20 protein-coding genes are annotated in these 17,401 nt (G+C 67.1%); 6 read left to right on the top strand and 14 right to left on the bottom strand.

Features of this window, described 5'->3' with window-relative positions; all coding sequences use genetic code 11:
• Positions 1-19: 19 nt before the first annotated feature.
• Genes ACODTW_RS06810 through ACODTW_RS06825 form a run of 4 tightly spaced genes read right to left on the bottom strand, consistent with a single transcriptional unit; the run spans position 20 to position 3,394 of the window.
• The gene (locus tag ACODTW_RS06810; protein ID WP_488945202.1) at positions 20-889 is read right to left on the bottom strand and encodes a hypothetical protein; all 870 of its coding nucleotides are present in this window, start codon (positions 887-889) and stop codon (positions 20-22) included.
• Entirely contained in the window at positions 889-1,971 is a 1,083-nt protein-coding gene (locus ACODTW_RS06815) for a glycosyltransferase family 4 protein (protein WP_488945203.1), read from the bottom strand. The genes ACODTW_RS06810 and ACODTW_RS06815 overlap by 1 nt, the downstream gene beginning before the upstream one ends.
• On the bottom strand, positions 1,968-2,381 hold the full coding sequence (locus ACODTW_RS06820) for a 6-pyruvoyl trahydropterin synthase family protein (RefSeq protein WP_488945204.1): 414 nt from the start codon (positions 2,379-2,381) through the stop codon (positions 1,968-1,970). The genes ACODTW_RS06815 and ACODTW_RS06820 overlap by 4 nt, the downstream gene beginning before the upstream one ends.
• A complete protein-coding gene (locus ACODTW_RS06825) occupies positions 2,369-3,394 on the bottom strand; it encodes a zinc-dependent alcohol dehydrogenase (RefSeq protein ID WP_488945205.1) in 1,026 nt (341 codons plus the stop codon). The genes ACODTW_RS06820 and ACODTW_RS06825 overlap by 13 nt, the downstream gene beginning before the upstream one ends.
• Positions 3,395-3,531: 137 nt before the next feature.
• Between ACODTW_RS06825 and ACODTW_RS06830 the strand changes: the two genes are divergently transcribed.
• The 3 genes from ACODTW_RS06830 to ACODTW_RS06840 all read left to right on the top strand — a co-directional run bounded on the left by ACODTW_RS06830 (position 3,532) and on the right by ACODTW_RS06840 (position 6,780).
• Complete coding sequence (locus tag ACODTW_RS06830; RefSeq protein WP_488945206.1) at positions 3,532-4,299, top strand: CDP-alcohol phosphatidyltransferase family protein; 768 nt, start codon at positions 3,532-3,534, stop codon at positions 4,297-4,299.
• A 1-nt stretch (position 4,300) separates the two neighbouring features.
• Entirely contained in the window at positions 4,301-5,443 is a 1,143-nt protein-coding gene (gene ribA / locus ACODTW_RS06835; RefSeq protein WP_488945241.1) for a GTP cyclohydrolase II, read from the top strand.
• Positions 5,444-5,532: 89 nt separating this feature from the next.
• Positions 5,533-6,780 (top strand): hypothetical protein, encoded by a 1,248-nt coding sequence (locus ACODTW_RS06840; RefSeq protein WP_488945207.1) that lies wholly within the window; start codon positions 5,533-5,535, stop codon positions 6,778-6,780.
• A gap of 216 nt (positions 6,781-6,996) precedes the next feature.
• Here the strand turns inward: ACODTW_RS06840 and ACODTW_RS06845 are convergent, their stop codons facing one another.
• The 3 genes from ACODTW_RS06845 to ACODTW_RS06855 all read right to left on the bottom strand — a co-directional run bounded on the left by ACODTW_RS06845 (position 6,997) and on the right by ACODTW_RS06855 (position 10,871).
• A complete protein-coding gene (locus ACODTW_RS06845; RefSeq protein WP_488945208.1) occupies positions 6,997-7,443 on the bottom strand; it encodes a PilZ domain-containing protein in 447 nt (148 codons plus the stop codon).
• A 96-nt stretch (positions 7,444-7,539) separates the two neighbouring features.
• Positions 7,540-10,140, bottom strand: a complete 2,601-nt coding sequence (locus ACODTW_RS06850) for an ABC transporter permease (protein ID WP_488945209.1) — start codon at positions 10,138-10,140, stop codon at positions 7,540-7,542.
• Positions 10,141-10,142: 2 nt separating this feature from the next.
• A complete protein-coding gene (locus ACODTW_RS06855; RefSeq protein WP_488945210.1) occupies positions 10,143-10,871 on the bottom strand; it encodes an ABC transporter ATP-binding protein in 729 nt (242 codons plus the stop codon).
• Between ACODTW_RS06855 and ACODTW_RS06860 the strand changes: the two genes are divergently transcribed.
• A complete protein-coding gene (locus tag ACODTW_RS06860) occupies positions 10,870-11,574 on the top strand; it encodes an arylesterase (protein WP_488945211.1) in 705 nt (234 codons plus the stop codon). The two genes, ACODTW_RS06855 and ACODTW_RS06860, sit on opposite strands and share 2 nt — an antisense overlap.
• Before the next feature lie 2 nt (positions 11,575-11,576).
• Positions 11,577-12,707, top strand: coding sequence for an FIST signal transduction protein (locus tag ACODTW_RS06865; protein WP_488945212.1), 1,131 nt, complete (start codon positions 11,577-11,579; stop codon positions 12,705-12,707).
• Between the two features lie 9 nt (positions 12,708-12,716).
• On the opposite strand, the gene ACODTW_RS06870 is transcribed toward ACODTW_RS06865, so the two are convergent.
• From ACODTW_RS06870 to ACODTW_RS06880, 3 genes are all read right to left on the bottom strand, one after another.
• Positions 12,717-13,472 carry an SDR family NAD(P)-dependent oxidoreductase gene (locus ACODTW_RS06870; RefSeq protein ID WP_488945213.1) on the bottom strand — a complete coding sequence of 252 codons (756 nt, stop codon included), beginning with the start codon at positions 13,470-13,472 and terminating at the stop codon, positions 12,717-12,719.
• A 92-nt stretch (positions 13,473-13,564) separates the two neighbouring features.
• The gene (locus ACODTW_RS06875) at positions 13,565-14,545 is read right to left on the bottom strand and encodes a GNAT family N-acetyltransferase (protein WP_488945214.1); all 981 of its coding nucleotides are present in this window, start codon (positions 14,543-14,545) and stop codon (positions 13,565-13,567) included.
• Between the two features lie 10 nt (positions 14,546-14,555).
• The gene (locus ACODTW_RS06880) at positions 14,556-15,125 is read right to left on the bottom strand and encodes a helix-turn-helix domain-containing protein (protein WP_488945215.1); all 570 of its coding nucleotides are present in this window, start codon (positions 15,123-15,125) and stop codon (positions 14,556-14,558) included.
• A gap of 106 nt (positions 15,126-15,231) precedes the next feature.
• Between ACODTW_RS06880 and ACODTW_RS06885 the strand changes: the two genes are divergently transcribed.
• Entirely contained in the window at positions 15,232-15,882 is a 651-nt protein-coding gene (locus ACODTW_RS06885; RefSeq protein WP_488945216.1) for an AraC family transcriptional regulator, read from the top strand.
• Here ACODTW_RS06885 and ACODTW_RS06890 read toward each other — a convergent pair.
• The 4 genes from ACODTW_RS06890 to ACODTW_RS06905 all read right to left on the bottom strand — a co-directional run bounded on the left by ACODTW_RS06890 (position 15,834) and on the right by ACODTW_RS06905 (position 17,119).
• On the bottom strand, positions 15,834-16,229 hold the full coding sequence (locus tag ACODTW_RS06890; RefSeq protein ID WP_488945217.1) for a VOC family protein: 396 nt from the start codon (positions 16,227-16,229) through the stop codon (positions 15,834-15,836). The genes ACODTW_RS06885 and ACODTW_RS06890 overlap by 49 nt on opposite strands.
• Before the next feature lie 92 nt (positions 16,230-16,321).
• Complete coding sequence (locus ACODTW_RS06895; RefSeq protein WP_488945218.1) at positions 16,322-16,648, bottom strand: type II toxin-antitoxin system RelE/ParE family toxin; 327 nt, start codon at positions 16,646-16,648, stop codon at positions 16,322-16,324.
• Entirely contained in the window at positions 16,645-16,905 is a 261-nt protein-coding gene (locus ACODTW_RS06900) for a type II toxin-antitoxin system ParD family antitoxin (RefSeq protein ID WP_488945219.1), read from the bottom strand. The genes ACODTW_RS06895 and ACODTW_RS06900 overlap by 4 nt, the downstream gene beginning before the upstream one ends.
• A gap of 64 nt (positions 16,906-16,969) precedes the next feature.
• Positions 16,970-17,119, bottom strand: a complete 150-nt coding sequence (locus ACODTW_RS06905) for a hypothetical protein (RefSeq protein WP_488945220.1) — start codon at positions 17,117-17,119, stop codon at positions 16,970-16,972.
• Positions 17,120-17,401: the final 282 nt, after the last annotated feature.

The following is a 17,401-nucleotide window of genomic DNA, read 5'->3' on the forward strand; positions in this document are numbered from 1 at the left end:
CCCCCCCCGTTCTCCGCTTTTACCGCCGGGCCAGCAGGTCCTGATGTCCCACCGTCAGACGGGCGCCCATTTCGCTGGCCAGATTGCGGCGGCGTTCGGCCCAGGCCCGGATGCGGGCACCGCTGCCCGGTTCCTGCTCGCCCGCCGCGCGGGCATAGCCTTCGACCAGGGCCAGATGGGCCGCGATCTGCTTGGGACCGATCTTCCAGTCGGCCGCGGCCGTTTCCACCTTGTATCCAACATCGGTCAGCGCGCGGGTCATGGCGGCCGGCGCGGCCGGTCCCAGTGCGGGGCCCCCAAGCCCCTTGGCCCGGCCCATATGGGTGTGGAACAGGCCCAGCACGAAGCCATCATCCTCGTCCGTGACAGAGAATTCCACCCGCCCGTCCACCGTCAGCGTGGACAGAAGCGGTGGATAGCCGCAACTGGCCAGTTCCTTGACAAAACGATCCAGCCAGGGCTGGGAAACCAGATCGAAAAGCGCCTTGGCCGTGACCCCGTCATACTGGTTCAGGCCCAGTTCGGCCGGGTCCTGGGTCAGATCGAAGCTGCGCATCTCCACCCGCACGGCCATGTCATCGCAGGTGATCATATAGGCGCGGCGCTGTTCCTTGTGTTCCCAGCCATTGCGGTCGGCCCAGCGCCCGATCTCTCCCGGCGCCTTGGACAGCAGCTTGCGGTCCTTCTCGATCAGGGTCCAATCCTGCTCCCCGCGCCCCAGCTTCATGGCCAATTGCCGGACATTGCTGCCCGTTCCGGCGCCCAGATCGATAATCATCGGATGCTGCGGCAGGATGCGGCCAAAGGACCAGGCCAGCCCCACGGCGCGCGCCGCCTCGTCCAGCGGTTCACGCAGTCGCAGCCATTCGGGTTCGAAATCCAGGTTCATCACTGTTCCGATATGGTTAACGGTGCCAGCATGCCGGACAGGGCGTCGCGTATCAATGCGATACTCTGTTGCCAGCTTGGCAAGGTGGCGCCCGCCTGTCTGGCTGCCTGACCGGCCGCCCTTCTGGTGGCCGCGTCGGACAGCAGCCAGCGCAGGGCCACGGCCAGGGCCGCTGCGTCACCCACGGGCACGACACCGCCGGCTTCCGGTGGCACCACCTCGCCCAAGGCGCCGGCATCGGTAACAATGGTGGGCAGTCCGCGCTTCAATGCCTCTGCCGCCACCATACCATATCCTTCATGGAAACTGGGCAGCACAAAAAGGTCGGCCGCCCGCCATTCCGACTCGAGCGCCGGGCCGGACAGTTCCCCGGTCAGCCGCACCCGGTCCGACAACCCGTGCGCGGAAATGGCTTCCGCGATGGCACCTGCCTGACCCGGATGGCGGGCATCACTGCCCACCAGCACCAGCCGCCAGGCAAGGTCGCGCAGGCCGGACAATGCTTCCACCAGCACCAGATGGCCCTTGCGCGGGGTCAGCGTGGCCACGCACAGGATGGCCGGTCCGGTCCCGGTCGGTCCGCTGCCGACGGATGGTGCGGCGGGGTCGGTGCCAGGGTTGGCGATGGTGATGCGTGCTTCCGGCACCGACAGGCCCATGACATTGGCCCGCGTGGCCCGGCTGGGCACGATGACGTGGCGCATGGGGGCCAGGGCGTCGCGTTCGATGCGAAACAGGGTGTCGGCCTGTTCGGCCGTCAGGCCGCTTTCCAGATGCAGCGGATGGTGGATCAGCGCGGCTATCCGCAGCCGATACTGGTCAACCCACAGGGCGTGCGCGGCAATGGGCAGGGCCAGACCGTCGACCAGGACGGGACAGCCGTCCGGAATGGCGGCGACAATATCGTCCGCGGCCTGACGCGACGGATCATCCACGAACGGGTGGGGGCCGGGCAGTTCATGGACGATGACCTGATCCCCCATGGCCCGCAACCCCGCCACCAGCCGGCGCAGATAGCCGTAACCACCCGTCAACTGGTTGATATCGCCGGGACAAAGAATATGCAGTGGCAAGCCGATCATGCAGCACCGGCGTGCAGCGGGGCATCATAGGCACCCCAGGCGACGTGGCTTTCCGACAGGCTGACGCGCAGGCTGTCCAGCGCCGGGCCGTCGGCGCCCAGGGCCCCGGCACGGATGCCGGCCGCAAGGCGGCGGTGGATGTCACCGGCCAGGAACTCCGTGGTCGTATTGCGGCCCCGATAGTCCGGCAACTCATCCAGGTTCTGATAATTCAGCGGCGCCAGAACCTGCTTCAGCAGATTGGTGGCGGCGCCGATATCGACGACCAGCCCCTCCGGCGACAATTGCCGGCGGCGGAATTCGGCATCCACCACGAAGGTGGCGCCATGCAGCCCCTGGGCGGGCCCGAAGATGCCGCCCACGAAGCTGTGGGCGATCATGATGTGGTCACGCACGGTCACGGAATACATGCACGGCCTTTCGCGGGGCTGGTCCGGTCGTAAGTCACAACGGGACAACCGAAGGGGAGGGCGGCCAGATCCGCCATGGCGGCAGGAAGGTCAGCAAAGGCGATGCGCGGCCCCAGCAGACAATCCAGCACCGGATCGCCCAGCAGCGACAGCGCCTTGTCCAGCCGTCGCGTCTGGGTCCAGCGCGGCCGGAAGGCCGGCGCCACCATGCCGACCTGCGAGGATATGATGCGCAGCCGGCCCGGATGGAAGGTCGACCCCAGCGGAACCGTCACCGGCCGGTCGCCATACCAGGATGCTTCCACCAGGGTCGCCTCCGTCCCGGCCAGACGCAGCGCCGTCGCCAACCCGTCGGATGTGGCGCTGGCATGGATGACCAGATCGCAGCCGCCCTCGGCCTGGTCCGGACTGACGAAGCCGGCCCCCAGCCTGTCGGCGATGGCTGCGCGGGCAGGATCGATATCGATCAGCGTAACATCGGCGCCCGGCATCCGCGCTGCCAGATAGGCTGCCAGCGCGCCAACAACACCGCCACCGACCACGGCGATGCGCTGTCCGGGGGCGGCCCCGCCATCCCAAAGGATGTTCAGCGCCGTCTCCATATTGGCGGCCAGCACGGCGCGTTCGGTGGACACATTGTCGGGAACCGGGCGGCACCCTTCGACGGGCACCACCGCCACGTCCTGATGCGGATGCAGGGAGAAGACGCGCCGGCCCAGCAGGTTGGACGGGCCATAATCGGCGATGCCGACCAGGGCATAGCCATATTTCACCGGCCCCGGAAACTCCCCCTCCTGAAAGGGGCAGCGCATGATGAAGTGCAGGTCTTCGGGCACGCCGCCCCGGAAAACCAGCGACTCGGTTCCCCGGCTGATGCCGCTGGCCAGGGCCCGGACGCGCACATCGCCGGCTGCCGGTTCCTGCACCTCCTGCTGGCACAGCGCGCCGCGGCCGGGGGCCAGGGTCCAGAAGGCGGTCGCCCGGTCCGGAAGGGCGGCATCGGCGAGGATCATCAGGCGCGATCTCCACAATGGGGCGTCGGCGGGGCTGGCAGCATACGAACGCCAGGAAGGCAAATAAAGTCCGGCCTGATGACGGGCCTGTGACGATCGGCCCTTGCCTTCGCCGCGGCGGCGCCAACCTATTCCCCATGCACCTTTCCCACGATCCCGCCTCTGCCGCCCCCACCTTGTCGCGCCCGGCCATCCTGGCCCAGCTGGGTCTGGCCGGATTGACGCTGTGGGTGGCGGCATCGGTGCTGGGCCCGGCCGTCGGGATGCCGCCAGGCTATCCTCTGGCCTGCCTTGTGGCGCTGCTGCCCTTTGCCTGGCTGGCGCTGACGGGGCTGGACCGGCATGGCCATTCCCGCTGGGGCTGGGCCAACCGGGTCACGCTGCTGCGCGGCGGGCTGCTGGCCCTGCTGGGCGGCATGATGCCATTTGCGCCGGAAGTCATGACCGGCTGGGGATGGGGGCCGGCCGTGATTGCCGTCACGGCGTTATCACTGGACGGGGTGGATGGTTGGGTGGCGCGTCGGGCGGGGCTTTCCAGCCCCTATGGCGCGCGTTTTGATATGGAAAGCGACACGCTGGCCATCCTGATCCTGTCGCTGCTGCTGTGGCGTCTGGGTCTTGTCGGCCCCTGGGTGCTGCTGTCGGGCCTGCTGCGGCCAGGCTTTGTGCTGGCGGCCCGATTCTGGCCCTGGCTGGCAGCACCCCTGCCCTACAGCCGGCGGCGGCGGGCGATCTGCATGGTGCAGGTGGCGGTTCTTGCCCTGGCCCTGGTTCCCGTTGCCAGCCCAATGCTGACCCGCTTTGCGGTAGGTGCAGCGCTTGGGCTTTTGCTTTTCTCTTTCGCGGTCGATACGGTTTGGCTGAAACGCTGCCGGGATCGATCCGGTGGACTGAAAAATGGATAACATGGTTCTGGAATACGCCGCCGATGATCACACCGCCCCGCTGGACCACACGGCCCAGCGGGCGGTGGACCGTGCCCTGTCGGAATTGCGGCGCGGCGAAGCGGTGGTCATCACCGGTGATGACGGGCGTGCCGTGCTGGCGCTTGCCGCGGAGGCAGTGACGACCCCGGCCCTGAACCAGCTGGCGCATCTGGCCGGCAGCACACCGTCCCTGATCCTGACGGGTCAGCGCGGGCGGGCGCTGGGCCTGGATGTGCCCGTTGACCAGCCTGTGCGTGTCACCCCGCCCGCGGGCCTGACGGCCGATCTGGTGCGCGACCTGTCCGACCCGACACATCCCGCGCGCGCCGGCCAGATGCCGCCGTCGGTCAGTCTGGGGGCTGGACCGGAAGCGGCGGCCACCATCCTGGCCAAGATCGCCCGCCTGCTGCCTGCCGCCATTGTCGCCGACCTGCCGGCCCCGCGCGGGACCGTGGATGGTGCCGGCTTTGCCCGCCGGCATGACCTGTTGCTGGTGCGGGCCGCCGATATCGTGGATTACCGCCGTCGCTCCGCCCGCAGTCTGGCCCGTGTGGCAGAGGCAGCTGTGCCGCTGGAGGATGCAGAGCGCACCCGCATCATCGCCTTCCGCCCCACCGATGGCGGGCCCGAACATCTGGCCATCGTCATCGGTGATCCGGCGTCGGGCCAGCCGGTGCTGGCGCGGCTGCATTCGGAATGTTTCACGGGTGACCTGCTGGGTTCGTTGCGGTGCGACTGCGGTCCGCAATTGCGGGGGGCGATCAAGGAGATCGCGGCGGTCGGCCAGGGTGTCCTGCTTTATCTGGCCCAGGAAGGGCGTGGCATCGGGCTGATGAACAAGCTGCGCGCCTATCGCCTGCAGGATGGCGGTCTGGATACGGTGGATGCCAATACGGTGCTGGGCTTTGATGCCGATGAACGCGTCTATCTGCCCGCCGCCAGCATGCTGCGCCAGCTGGGCTTCACCAAGGTGCGTCTGCTGACCAATAATCCCGACAAGATGGCCCAGCTTGCCCGCTGCGGCGTGGAAGTGGTGGAACGCGTTCCCCACATCTTCCCCGCCAACGGCCATAACGAGGCCTATCTGCGCACCAAGGCGGAAAAGTCCGGGCACCTGTTTTAGGAAGTCGTCCCGAAAGGCCTAGGCAAAAACCTCCCCTTCGTACTTGGCATGCGGCCTGCATTAAGGCTTGGCGAACGGGAGGAACCAGCATGCCGCCAAGCACCATCCATATGGACCATGTCCGCAGCCAGATCCGGCATCAGCAGGCAGCAGCGCTGGAACGCCCGACGGCGGACATCGCCGGTGACGGCACGTCCACGGCCAAGACGGCCAAGGATGGGGACGGGGAGGGCATGTCCTTCTGGGACGTGCTGGATGTGGTGAACCCGCTGCAGCACATTCCCGGCGTCAACAAGATCTACCAGGCCATCACCGGCGACACGATCAAGGCCCCGGCCAAAATTGCCGGGGCGGCCCTGTTTTTCGGCCCGATCGGCATTGCCGTCGCCGCTGCCGACGCGGTGGTGGAGAAGGTGACGGGCAAGGACACGCTGGACAATGTCGCCTCCGCCTTGGGGCTGGAGAAGGATGACGCGCCGGCGGAGGATGACCCGTTCACGGTGACCGCCCAGCGCCTGCCCCGCACCGCCGATGCCGCACCGGTGTCGGAGCCGGCACCTCCGGTAGCGGAAAAGATTGCCGTCCCGGCCTCGGCGGCCGGACAGCCTGTGGACCTGTCCAGCGGTCAGGCGGCCCTGCTGGAAAGCCTGATGGGTGGCGCCAGGACCGCCGCCCCCGCGGCGCACGCCAGCCCTGTGGCTCCAACTGCCCCGTCCGTCACCCGCAGCGTTCCCGCCGCCGCCACAGCCGGTTCCATTTCCGCCACCGCACCTGCCACGGGGGGCATCGCTACGGCACAGCAGCTGAAGGCCCTGGAGAGCACGCCGGGCGCGTCGGCGGCCGTGAGTGCTGCGCGTGGTCTGGGTGCGTCGGCGGTCATGGCCAGCCTGCCCACACCCGGTGCCGCCGGGGCTGGCGACAATGTCCTGGCCTCCATGGCCCAGGAGCAGGCAAAGGGGGCCCGTACGGGCAAGGGTCTGGCCGAATACCGGGCCGCCGCCATCTCCAGCGGCAGCATGGCCGCCCGCCCGATGATCCCGTCCAAGTCGGCGCAGATGGTGCAGAACGGTGCCGCCAACATGCCGGGCGCCAACTACACCACCAATCCCCTGCTGACCACCCGCACGGCCGGCACCACCGCCACCGCAGCGCACCAGGCAACGCCGCCCGCGCCCGCCCCGGAGCCGTCGGTAGACCCCGCAGTCCAGCAGCCGGCGGTCCTGGCACCGACCCCGGTGCCGAAGGAACAGATCGCCGATATGATGGCGCGGGCCATGAGCAAGTATGAGGCGCAGGCCCGCCACAAGACGGACACCGGTACCGCCACCATCCATTGATAAGTACGGCCAGAGCGGCTGCCGGATTCGCCCCCGGTCACCCGGTAGAGGCGTCCAATCTTTCTGTCATACCAAGGGGCATGGAACATGACCCTTGGAGGCCAGCGACCGCTGGCCCGCGGGCTCGTGCCCGCGTAAGCCAAGCCGCCGGATGGCGGCGCCCGGCGCATGAGGGAACATGGACTGACTCAAGAGCCATGTCCCATGGCTCTTGAGTCAGATGAATGTCAACCGGATGCGGCCGGGTTCCAGGCCGACGATGCGGGCGGGCCGATCCTCCAGCCAGCCCCGCACGGAAAAGCTGCCTGTGCTGTCCAGGTCGAGCCCTTCCGGGCCGGCACAGCTGAAACAGGCACCGGTTCGCGACAGATCCACCGTTTCCCCTTTGATGACGCGGTCGCCCATGGCCAGCAGGGCGGGGCTGCAGACTGGCACGCGGGGAAAGCGGCGTCGCTCGGTCGGCGGGCGACGGGATGTGGGGCGCGGTTGCTCGTCGCGACGGGCCAGCCATTCGGCCATATCGACCCAGCGCTGGCTTTCCGCCGGGTCGTCGGTATTCAGGGCCGCTTGCCAGCAGGCCAGCAACTTGGCGTTCAGGGCTTCATCGGGTAACAGGCCGGCACCGCCAGCCACCACCCCCGGTTCCAACTCTGCCACCTGCATTGACGCCTCTTCCGGTCAACCATCCGCCCACGCACACGCTGGAGACGTGTACCGTATACGGCAACGTCAATTTAGACCAGTCGGATTAAATTGTCGTCAATCAATCCGAAGGATAGGGGCTGCGGGCTGACCCAATGCCCGCCAGGTTCCAATGAAACCCAAGGTCAGGGTGATGGCGGTACAAAGAAGGGTTGTGACGAATACCGCCTGAGGCACGAAGGCGAACGGGAAATCCATCACCTTGGTCACCACGGCCCAGGCGACGACGGTGCCCAGGACTCCGGCCACGGCGGCGGTAATCAGGCCCAGAAGGCCATATTCCAGAAGGAAGGCCCGCAGAACCGTGGCCCGTGTCGCCCCCAGCACCTTCAGCACGACGCTGTCATAGACGCGGCGGCGGTGTCCGGCGGCGACGGCGCCGGCCAGGACCAGCGTACCCGACAGCAGCGTGACCGCCGCCGTCAGCCGCACGGCCGTACCGACATTGACCATGACGCCCGCCACCGTCTCCAGCGCGTCCTTCACCCGGACGGAGCTGATATTGCTGAACTTCACGGCGACATCGCGCTGGATGGCGGGTTCGGCCGCCGGATCGGAACGCACGGTCGCCAGATAGGTCTGGGGTGCGGCCTCCAGCACGCCGGGAGAAAAGACCAGGGTGAAATTGATGGTGATCGTGTCCCAGTCCAGTTCGCGGACCACGGCCACTTCCCCGTCAATGTCCCGCCCCAGCACATTGACGGTGATGACGGCCCCAGGCCCGATGCCGAAGCTTTCCGCGATCTCCTTCGATACGGCCAGCTTGGGCGGGCCCTGATAATCGGCGGGCCACCATTGCCCGGCCAGCACCTTGTCCGTGGCCGGATGGTCGGCGCGATAGGTGATGCCGCGGTCGCCATTCAGCACCCAGGAATATTCCTTGGTCTTCAGGGCCTTCTCCGCTTCCATCCCGTTCACGGCCACGATGCGGGCGCGCAGGTTGGGGACCAGGGCAAGATCGGTGGCGCTGGGCACGGCCAGGACCGTGTTGCGGAAATCCTCCACCTGATCGGGCTGGATATCGACGAAGAAGAAGGAGGGCGCGTTGGTCGGCAGCCGGTCCGATACCTCCTTCTGGAAATTGGCTTCGATCAGGGCGATGGCGACCAGCACGGTCAGGCCCAGACCCAGCGACAGGACCACGGCACTGGTCGGGTTGCCCGGCCGGTGGATATTGGCCAGCGCCAGGCGCAGCACGGGCCGGCGCGGTCGTCCCGCCCGCTTGGCCAGTGCCGTCACGCCCAGTCCGGCCAGCCAGAACAGGCCCAGCACGGCCAGGGCGCCGATGACGAAGGCGGCGGCAAAGCCCTTTTCCTCTGCCGTCACCACGGCCAGGGCCGCCAGCCCCAGGCCCGACAGGGCGATGCCGGCCAGATAGGCAGCGCGCGGCCTGCCCTTGGTCTTCTGCACCCGTTCGCGGAACAAGGACACGGCCGGCACCTCCCGCGCATGGCCCAGCGGCCACAGGGAAAAGGCCAGCGCCGTCAGGAAGCCGAATCCGGCCGCCACGGCCAGTGCGTCCGGATAGACGCCGATCCGTGCCGTGATGGGCAGCAGCCCTGCCAACGCCTTGCCCGTCAGCAGCGGGGCCGCCGTGCCCACGACCAGCCCGATGGCCACACCGACCCCGGCCAGGGCCATGATCTGGATAAGATAGGTCTTGAAGATCAGGGAACCGGGCGCGCCCACACATTTCAGCGTGGCGATGGTGTTGGTGCGCGTGTCCATATAGGCGCGCACGGCATTGCCCACGCCGACCCCGCCGACCAGCAGGGACGTCAGCCCGACCAGGGTCAGGAACAGCGCCAGCCTGTCGATGAAGCGGGCAAGCTGTGGTGCGGCGTTCAGATAGTCACGCAGGCGCCAGGGGGCGCTTTCCATTTCCGCCTTGGCCTGGTCCCGGAAATCCTTTGGCGTGATGTCGGGCCGCAGCTTCACCTGATAGGACCAGGTGATCAGGCTGCCGGGCTGGATCAGCTCCGTCTTCGCCAGCGCCGCGTCCGACAGCATCAGCCGGGGGCCCAGCGCGAAGCTGCCAGACCCGGCCTTGTCCGGCTCATGGGCGATCAGGCCGCGCACCTCCACATCCAGGCCACCGATGCTGACCGTCGATCCGACCTTCAGGTTCAGGCGGCCGGCCAGCGTATCCTCGATCACCGTGCCGAACCGGCCATCGCGTTCGGCCAGAAGGGATTGCACATCCACGGTCTGCGGCTGGCCGTCCGGTCCCTGGATCTCAAAGGAGCCATAAAGCGGGTAATTGGCGCTGACCGATTTCAGTTCCACCAGGGTGCTGTTGCCGCCATCGGCGGGGTCGCGGGCCATGGCGCGCATTTCGGCCGACGTCATCACCTCCCCGCGCGCGGCCAGGAAGGCCAACTGCTCGGGCGTGGCTTGACGGTACAGGATGCGGGCGGCGACATCGCCGCCCAGGATGGCGCGGCCGTCGCTGCGCATGGCATCCGCGATGCCGCTGGAAATGGACTGGACCGTGGCGATGGCGCCGACGCCGATGGCCAGGCAGGCGATGAAGATGCGGAAGCCCGACAGGCCGCCGCGCAATTCCCGCCGCGCCAGGGTCAGGGCCAGTTTCCATTGCGCCAGCCAGCCGGAAGGGGCGGCGGGCGCGGGGGAATCGTTCAGCACGGTCGCACTCATGATCAGCGCCCCGCTGCGGCCACGCGGGCATCGCCGCGCACATCATCCACGATCACTCCATCCACCAGCCGGATCACCCGGTCGCATTGCCGCGCCAGATTGGGATCGTGGGTGATCAGCACGATGGTGGTGCCCACCCGGTCGGCCATGGTGAACATCAGTTCGATGATGCGCTTGCCCGTCTCGCCATCCAGATTGCCCGTGGGTTCATCGGCCAGCAGCAGTGACGGTTCGGGTGCGAAGGCACGGGCCAGCGCCACGCGCTGTTGCTCCCCGCCTGACAATTGACCGGGATAATGGCTGAGGCGGTGGCCCAGTCCGACCGCCTCCAGCCCCTTGCGCGCCCGCTCGAACGCATCGGGGGCGCCAGCGAATTCCAGCGGAATGGCGACATTTTCCAGCGCATTCATGGTCGGGATCAGGTGAAAGGACTGGAAGACGATCCCCACTTCATCCCGGCGGAACCGGGCCAGATCATCCTCCCCCATCCGGGTCAGCTCGTGACCCTTCACCTGCACAGAGCCGGATGTGGGGGGCTGCAGCCCGCCCAGGATCATCATCATGGAGGATTTGCCGGACCCGCTGGGCCCGACCACCCCCACCTTTTCGCCGCGGCCGACATGCAGGTCAATTCCCTTCAGGATGTTGACGCTGCCCGCCTCGCTCTCCAGCTTAAGACGGACATCGCGCAACTGGACAACGGGATCGGCCGGAACAATGGGCATCGCCATGACGAATTCTCGCAGCAAGGGTGACCCGATGCGATATGGCCCCTTCCCGGGGGCTTTCAACCGAATCGCATCGCTGGTTCTGCTGCTTTTGTGCCTTCTGGCCCCATCCCTGGCGATGGCGCAGGTCACAGGGGCGCCGATAAAGATCATCGTGCTGGGTGACAGCCTGTCCGCCGGCTACAAGCTGCCGCTTGAGGCGGCCTTCACCAGCCAGCTGGAGACGGCCCTGAAGGGCAAAGGCTATGCGGTCAGCGTGCCCAATACCGGTGTATCGGGCGAGACGACATCGGGCGGCCTGTCGCGGCTGGACTGGGTGCTGGGCGACAAGCCGGGCCTGATGATCGTGGAACTGGGCGCCAATGACGGGCTGCGTGGCATCGACCCGAAGGTGACGCGGGACAATCTGGACAAGATACTGACGAAGCTGAAAGAAAAGGGCATTCCTGTCGTGCTTGCCGGCATGATGGCGCCGCGCAATCTGGGCCAGGATTATGGCAAGGTCTTCGACGCCATCTATCCCGAACTGGCGAAGAAGCATGGCGTGCCGCTCTACCCCTTCTTCCTGGACGGGGTGGCGATGGACCCGAAACTGAACCAGGAGGATGGGATGCACCCGACGGCCGACGGCGTTGCCATCATCGTCTCGCGCATCCTGCCCACCGTCACGGCGGCGCTGGACCGCATCAAGGCCGGAACCAGGTAAGCATGGAAGAGATGATGGATGACAGCCCCGCCTTCGCCAGCGCCGTAGGGCGGGGGGCGGAATGGTCCGGTGCCGCCAAGGACTGCCTGGACAATCTGACCCTGGTGCCGGGCGCCAATTTCGGCGTGCTGTATGTCAGCGACCATCTGGCCGATCAGATGGGCAGCATCACCACCCTGCTGCGCGGCGTTACCGGGATCGGCGATTGGGTCGGCACCGTGGGGCTGGGCGTCGTCGGCACAGGCGTGGAGATTTTCGACCAGCCCGCCATCTCTGTCCTGATCGGCCGGCTGCCGGACGGCGCAGTGCAGGTTCTGGGGCCGCTGACGGACGGGCTGGCCCCGCTGGATACCGTTGTTCCCTGGCTGCGCGACCATGCGCCCTTGCTGTTGCTGATGCATGGTGATCCGCAGCATGCGCGTCTGCCCACACTGTTGACCGACATTGCCGGACGCACGGGCGGTTTCATCGTCGGCGGGCTGACGGGGTCACGCGGGGAACAGGCCGTGCTGGCCGGGCATGTGGCACCGGCCGGGCTGGCCGGTGCCATGTTCGACGCTGTCGTGCCCGTGGCGACAGGGCTGACCCAGGGCTGCAGCCCCATCGGCCCCGTCCGCACCATCACGCGGGCTGACCAGCATGTGGTGATGGAAATCGACGGCGCCCCGGCCCTGGCCGCCCTGAAACAGGATATCGGCCCGGAACTGGCCGGCGACCTGCGCCGCATCGGCGGGCTGGTGATGGCCGGACTGCCCATCCGCGGCGATGACCGCGGCGACCGGCTGGTCCGTAATCTGACGGCCATCGACCTTGAACGCGGCTGGATCGCCATCGGGGAGAATGTGGGGGATGGTCAGCCCATCCAGTTCTGCCGCCGCGATGCCGACAGTGCGCGGGCCGATATGGTGCGCATGCTGGAAGGGCTGAAGCGCCGCCTGTCCGGCCCGCCCCGGGCCGGGGTCTATGTCACCTGTGTGGCCCGCGGCGCCCGGCAGTTCGGCCAGGACGGGGTGGAGACGGCACTGATCCGCGAGCATCTGGGGGACTTCCCGCTGACGGGCTTCTTCGCGGGCGGCGAGATATCCAACGCGCAGCTTTATGGCTACACGGGCGTGCTGACCCTGTTCCTGTAAGGAACGGGGTCACAGCATCACGGCACCGCCCGAAGGGCTGATGCACTGCCCCACCATGTGGCGGGCGTCTTCAGAAGCCAGGAACACATAGGCCGGCACCACATCGGCATATTGGCCCAGGCGCTGGCTGGGCAGGGTGCGGCGATAGGCTTCGGCGGCGGCCCGCGCCGTGCCCGTGGTCAGCTTCGGTTCCAGCGCCCCCGGCGCCACGCAGTTGGCCGTGACGTTGCGGGGGCCGATATCATGGACCAGGCTGCGGGTGAAGCCCAGCAGCGCGCCCGATGCCGCCCCGGTCAGCGTGCCGCCGGCGGCCCCGTGATAGGCGATGTCGGACACGGTGGTGATGATGCGGCCGTAATTCTGCGCGAACATCAGCGGCAGCAGCATGCGCGTGATCATGAAGGCCGAGCGCACATTGACCGACATGATCAGGTCGAACTGGTCGGCCGTGGTGTCGGCGAAGGGGATGCTGGGACGCAGCCCGGCATTGTTGACCAGAATGTCGATATGGCCCAGACCGGCGATACCGTTTTCCAGCACGCCATAGGCGCCGTTATTGTCGGTGATGTCGGCCTTCACGGCCAGGATGCGGCGGCCGGTGGTCTGGATGTCGCGGACCAGATCGCTGATGGCCGCACGGTCCCGTTCCTCCTCGTAATGCAGGACGAGGTCGGCACCTTCATGGGCGAAGGTCCGGGCGATGGTCATGCCAAGATCACTCGCCGCACCCGTGATCAGGGCCACCCGGTTTTGCAGCCGTCCCATGATCCTAAAACCTTTCACGCAAACCATCGCAAAATCGACATCCTGGCCAGCCGGTCGGGAAGCGTCAATCTATACGCTTATACGTTACCGGTTCACAAATCCTTGTCAAAGCAGGCAGACTCCGAACGGCCCGCATAGGGGCCATAATTGGTGGTAATCCGATAGCCATACCGGCGGTAGAAATTGACAGCCCGGTTATTCGCCCAGCGCGTTTCCAGCATCAGCCGCCGAAAGCCCATCTGCCGCGCCCCGTTCTCCAGAAAGGACAGCAAGGCCGCACCCACCCCGGTGGTGCCGGGCGCGGCATACATGCGCTTGACCTCTCCCACCCCGTCGGCCAGCGGCCGGACGGCGCCGCAGCCGACGGGGATGCCATGCAGCCGGGCCAGCGCGAACAGCGACCGGTCCGCCAGCAGCGCCCAGTCGGCGAATCCGGCCCGCCCGTCGCTGCCGAACCGGCGGCCTAGATCGGCCGACAGGGCGTCGATCAGGGGGATGACATCCGGATGGTCCGGGCTGGACCGTTCCACGGTCAGACCGGCAATGGGGGGCGGCAAACGCCGGTACAGGACGTGCGTGGCGTGGCTGGTGCCGTCACCGTTCAGCGCATAGTCCGGGATGACGCCGCAACTTTCCCAACCCAGGCGCTGATAAAGCCGTTCGGCATCGTCGCCCTGGCGTGTGTCCAGCACCAGAAGCCGCCGGCCCAGGCCCCGCGCCACCGCCTCCGCCCGTTTCAGCAGGGCGGCGGCGACGCCGCGGCGGCGGGCATCGGGATGCACCAGCATCTTGGCAATCTCCGCCCGGTGGCTGCCATTCACCTGGCCGGCAGGGATCAGGGTGACGGTGCCAATGGGGTGCCGATCCCCATCGCGGGCGATCAGCACGATCTTCTCCCCCGCGGCAACGGCGCCTGCCTGCGCCTGCCAGAAGCTGGCGGCAGTGTGCAGGTCCAGCGGCGGGATGAAACCGACGGCAGCGCCGTCCATGACACAGTCCCGCAGGATGCGGGCAAGGTCGGGGATTGCGGCCCGGAAGTCATCCGGGCCGGCGGTGATGATGTCAAAGTGCATGATTGGCCCCTCAGGGACGGGTGATGGCGATGATGTAGCGGGCGGGAACATCGCCCAGGCTGGCGAATCGTGAGGCGCCGTACAGCCGGAAGCGCAGGCAGTCGCCCGGTTCCAGCAGATAGGGTGTGCCATCCAGCCGGTATTCCAGACGGCCTTCCAGCAGCCAGATATGCTGTTCAAGCCCGTGCAGCGGCGGGCTTTCATAGGTGATGATGGTACCGGGCGGCAGCGTGCCCTGGATCAGCTCCGTTTCCAGCCCGGCCGCAGGCGGGGAGATCGACCGGCGCACAAAGCCCGTGGACGCATCGGTCCAGATCGGCTGGTCCGCGGCGCGGATCAGCAGGGCTGGTTCTGCCTCCACCTCCGCCAGCAGGCGGGACATGGGGCGGCCATGGGCGGCGCAGAGCCGGCCCAGCAAGCTGGCCGTCAGGCTGCTTTCCCCGCGCTCCAGCCGCGACAGCGTGGCCTTGGGAATGCCGCTGCGGGTCGCCAGCTCATCCAGCGTCCAGCCGGCATCGCGCCGCAGCTGGGCCAGCCGGGCGGCAAGGCGGATGTCGATCGTATCGATGTTCTGTTCCATATTTGAGATAAAATCCCAAAAAAGGAATCAGATCAAGTGGCTTTGGGGGGCCGCTTCCAACAGGCTATCATGGTCACTCCCTGCGGCCCCATGACGAACCTGCCCCATGCTGCTTGTCCGCTGGTCCCACCGCGTTGAAACGGATGGCGCCACCCTCGTCTATCCGGACGGTTGCCGCGATCTGCTGTCGATCACGGCGCCCGACGGACAGTCACAGGTCATGCTGACCGACTGGGACGATGGGCCACGCAGGGTGGATCTGGTGGCGGGAACAGCATTCATCGGCTACCGGCTGCGGCCGGGCGTACGGATCGATCCGGCGGACCTGCAGGCACTGGCAGGGCGGGCGGACGCGCTGGACAGGTACATTGCCGGAATGGCGGTGGCCGATCCGGACCTGGACCAGATCGTGGAGGCGCTGGCCCGTACGCCGGATTCGGGATCGGCCGTATCGCGACAGGCGGGCGTGTCACAGCGGACCTTGCAGCGGCATTTCCGCGACCGGGGCCTACCGTCGCCGGATTTCTGGCGGCTGCTGGGCCGGGCGCGGCGTGCCGGCGTCCTGCTGGGGACGGACCGGCCGCTGGCCGACATCGCCTATGAACTGGGCTACAGCGACCAGGCGCACATGACGCGGGAGATGGTGCGCTGGTTCGGCCGGACGCCGTCGCGGCTGCGGCGGGATCCGGCCCTGCTGTCGGTCCTGTCTCAGCCCGGATTGGGCAATTGGACGGGCGAACAGATTTCCACCAGATAGCCGTTGGGGTCGTTCACATAGGCCGTGACCTGTCCCCAGGGCTGTTCCTCGGCGGCCTGAACAAGGGTGGCACCGGCGGCAACGGCACGGTCCACGGCACTTGCCACGTCTGCCGTCTCGAAGGCCAGTTCGAAGCAGGGGCCACCGGCCACGGCCGGCTGCGGATTCTTGCCCAACTGGCGCATCAAGGCCGTGGCGGAGAAGGCCAGCTTGGTCTGACCCGTCAGCATTTCCCCATATTGCCCGCTTTCATGCAGAAAGCTCTGCTCCAGTCCGAAGGCGCGGGCGAAGAAATCCATCGTGGCGGGCACGTCATCGACATAAAGGATGGTGTAGCGAAAAATCATGGCAGGCTCCGTTGCTGTCCCCGTGCTTATGCCAGGGAACGGCCCTGCCTTTCTTGAAGAATGACGACAGCCGTCCGTCCTTGGGAAAGGTGTTAGCAGTCCTCGCCCTCGTCAGTCCCTGTCAGCAAGGCCGCAACGTCACGCCCGCCATAAAAGAAGCGGCCCACCTCGACATCGCCGGATGGCAGGATGAGGTAGGCGGTGATGATCCGACGTTCAAAACTGTGAAGACGCAGGCCGGGCCGTAGGTCGTCGCGGCGGCGGCCCGCTTCGGGGAAAGTGAGCAGAGTGCCCAGACTGGTTCGCAGCCGGCGGATATACCGGATGGCGGTCTCCGACCCGCTGGCCTCGGCGATGTAATCGTAAATCTGCCGAAGATCGCGCTCCGCGGCGGGGCGCAAGACAAGCTGGCGGCTCACACTCCAGCCTTCACCGCGGCGTGGCGGCGCTCGATCTCGTCAAAGGTGGCATCGGCTGATCGGCTGGGGCGCGGGTCGCTCCAGGCCTCATCCAGCGCCTGCCGCAGGGCATGCGTCCGCTCCTTGATTCCCAACTCATAATCCTCCAGCAGGCGCAATCCGGCGCGGACAACCTCGCTGGCGTTCTGGTAGCGGCCGCGCTCGATCTGGAGTTGGACGAAGGCTTCGAAATGGGGCCCAAGGCTCAAGCTGGCCATGACCTACCTCGATAACATTTATTGTCATTTAATGTTATCACCGCGTCACAGCTTCTGGAATATCTCAATCCTGCGGGCGGGGTGCCGGAAACGGGATGATCAGCGCGCTGTCACCCGACCGCACGGCGACCCATTCCACCGCCGCCGGTTGCAGGGGCCGGGGACTGGCGGGGGCAGGGTCCTGCTGCACCGGAATGAAAGACGATCCGTCCATGGCCTGTACCCCTTTGTTGACGATCGATTGAGCGCAGATGAAGACGGCACCGCCCCTCCCTGTCGCCGGGAGAAACGGTGCCGTCTTCACACTTCATGCCCCTGTGGGTGCCGCCGCCGGCATCCGCCAGCTTTGACCTGGGTCTGAAAGGGCCCCTGGCTGAAACGATCCGGGCGGGGTCGGCGATCCATCGCGCCGTCCGCCGGCTTTCCGCCGCCTCCTCCCATCCAGCGCGGAGGAAGGCGGAAAGGTTTCGGCTCTGGGGCCAAGAGCAGGGGAAAG

This window comes from Niveispirillum sp. FG148 (assembly GCF_057809655.1).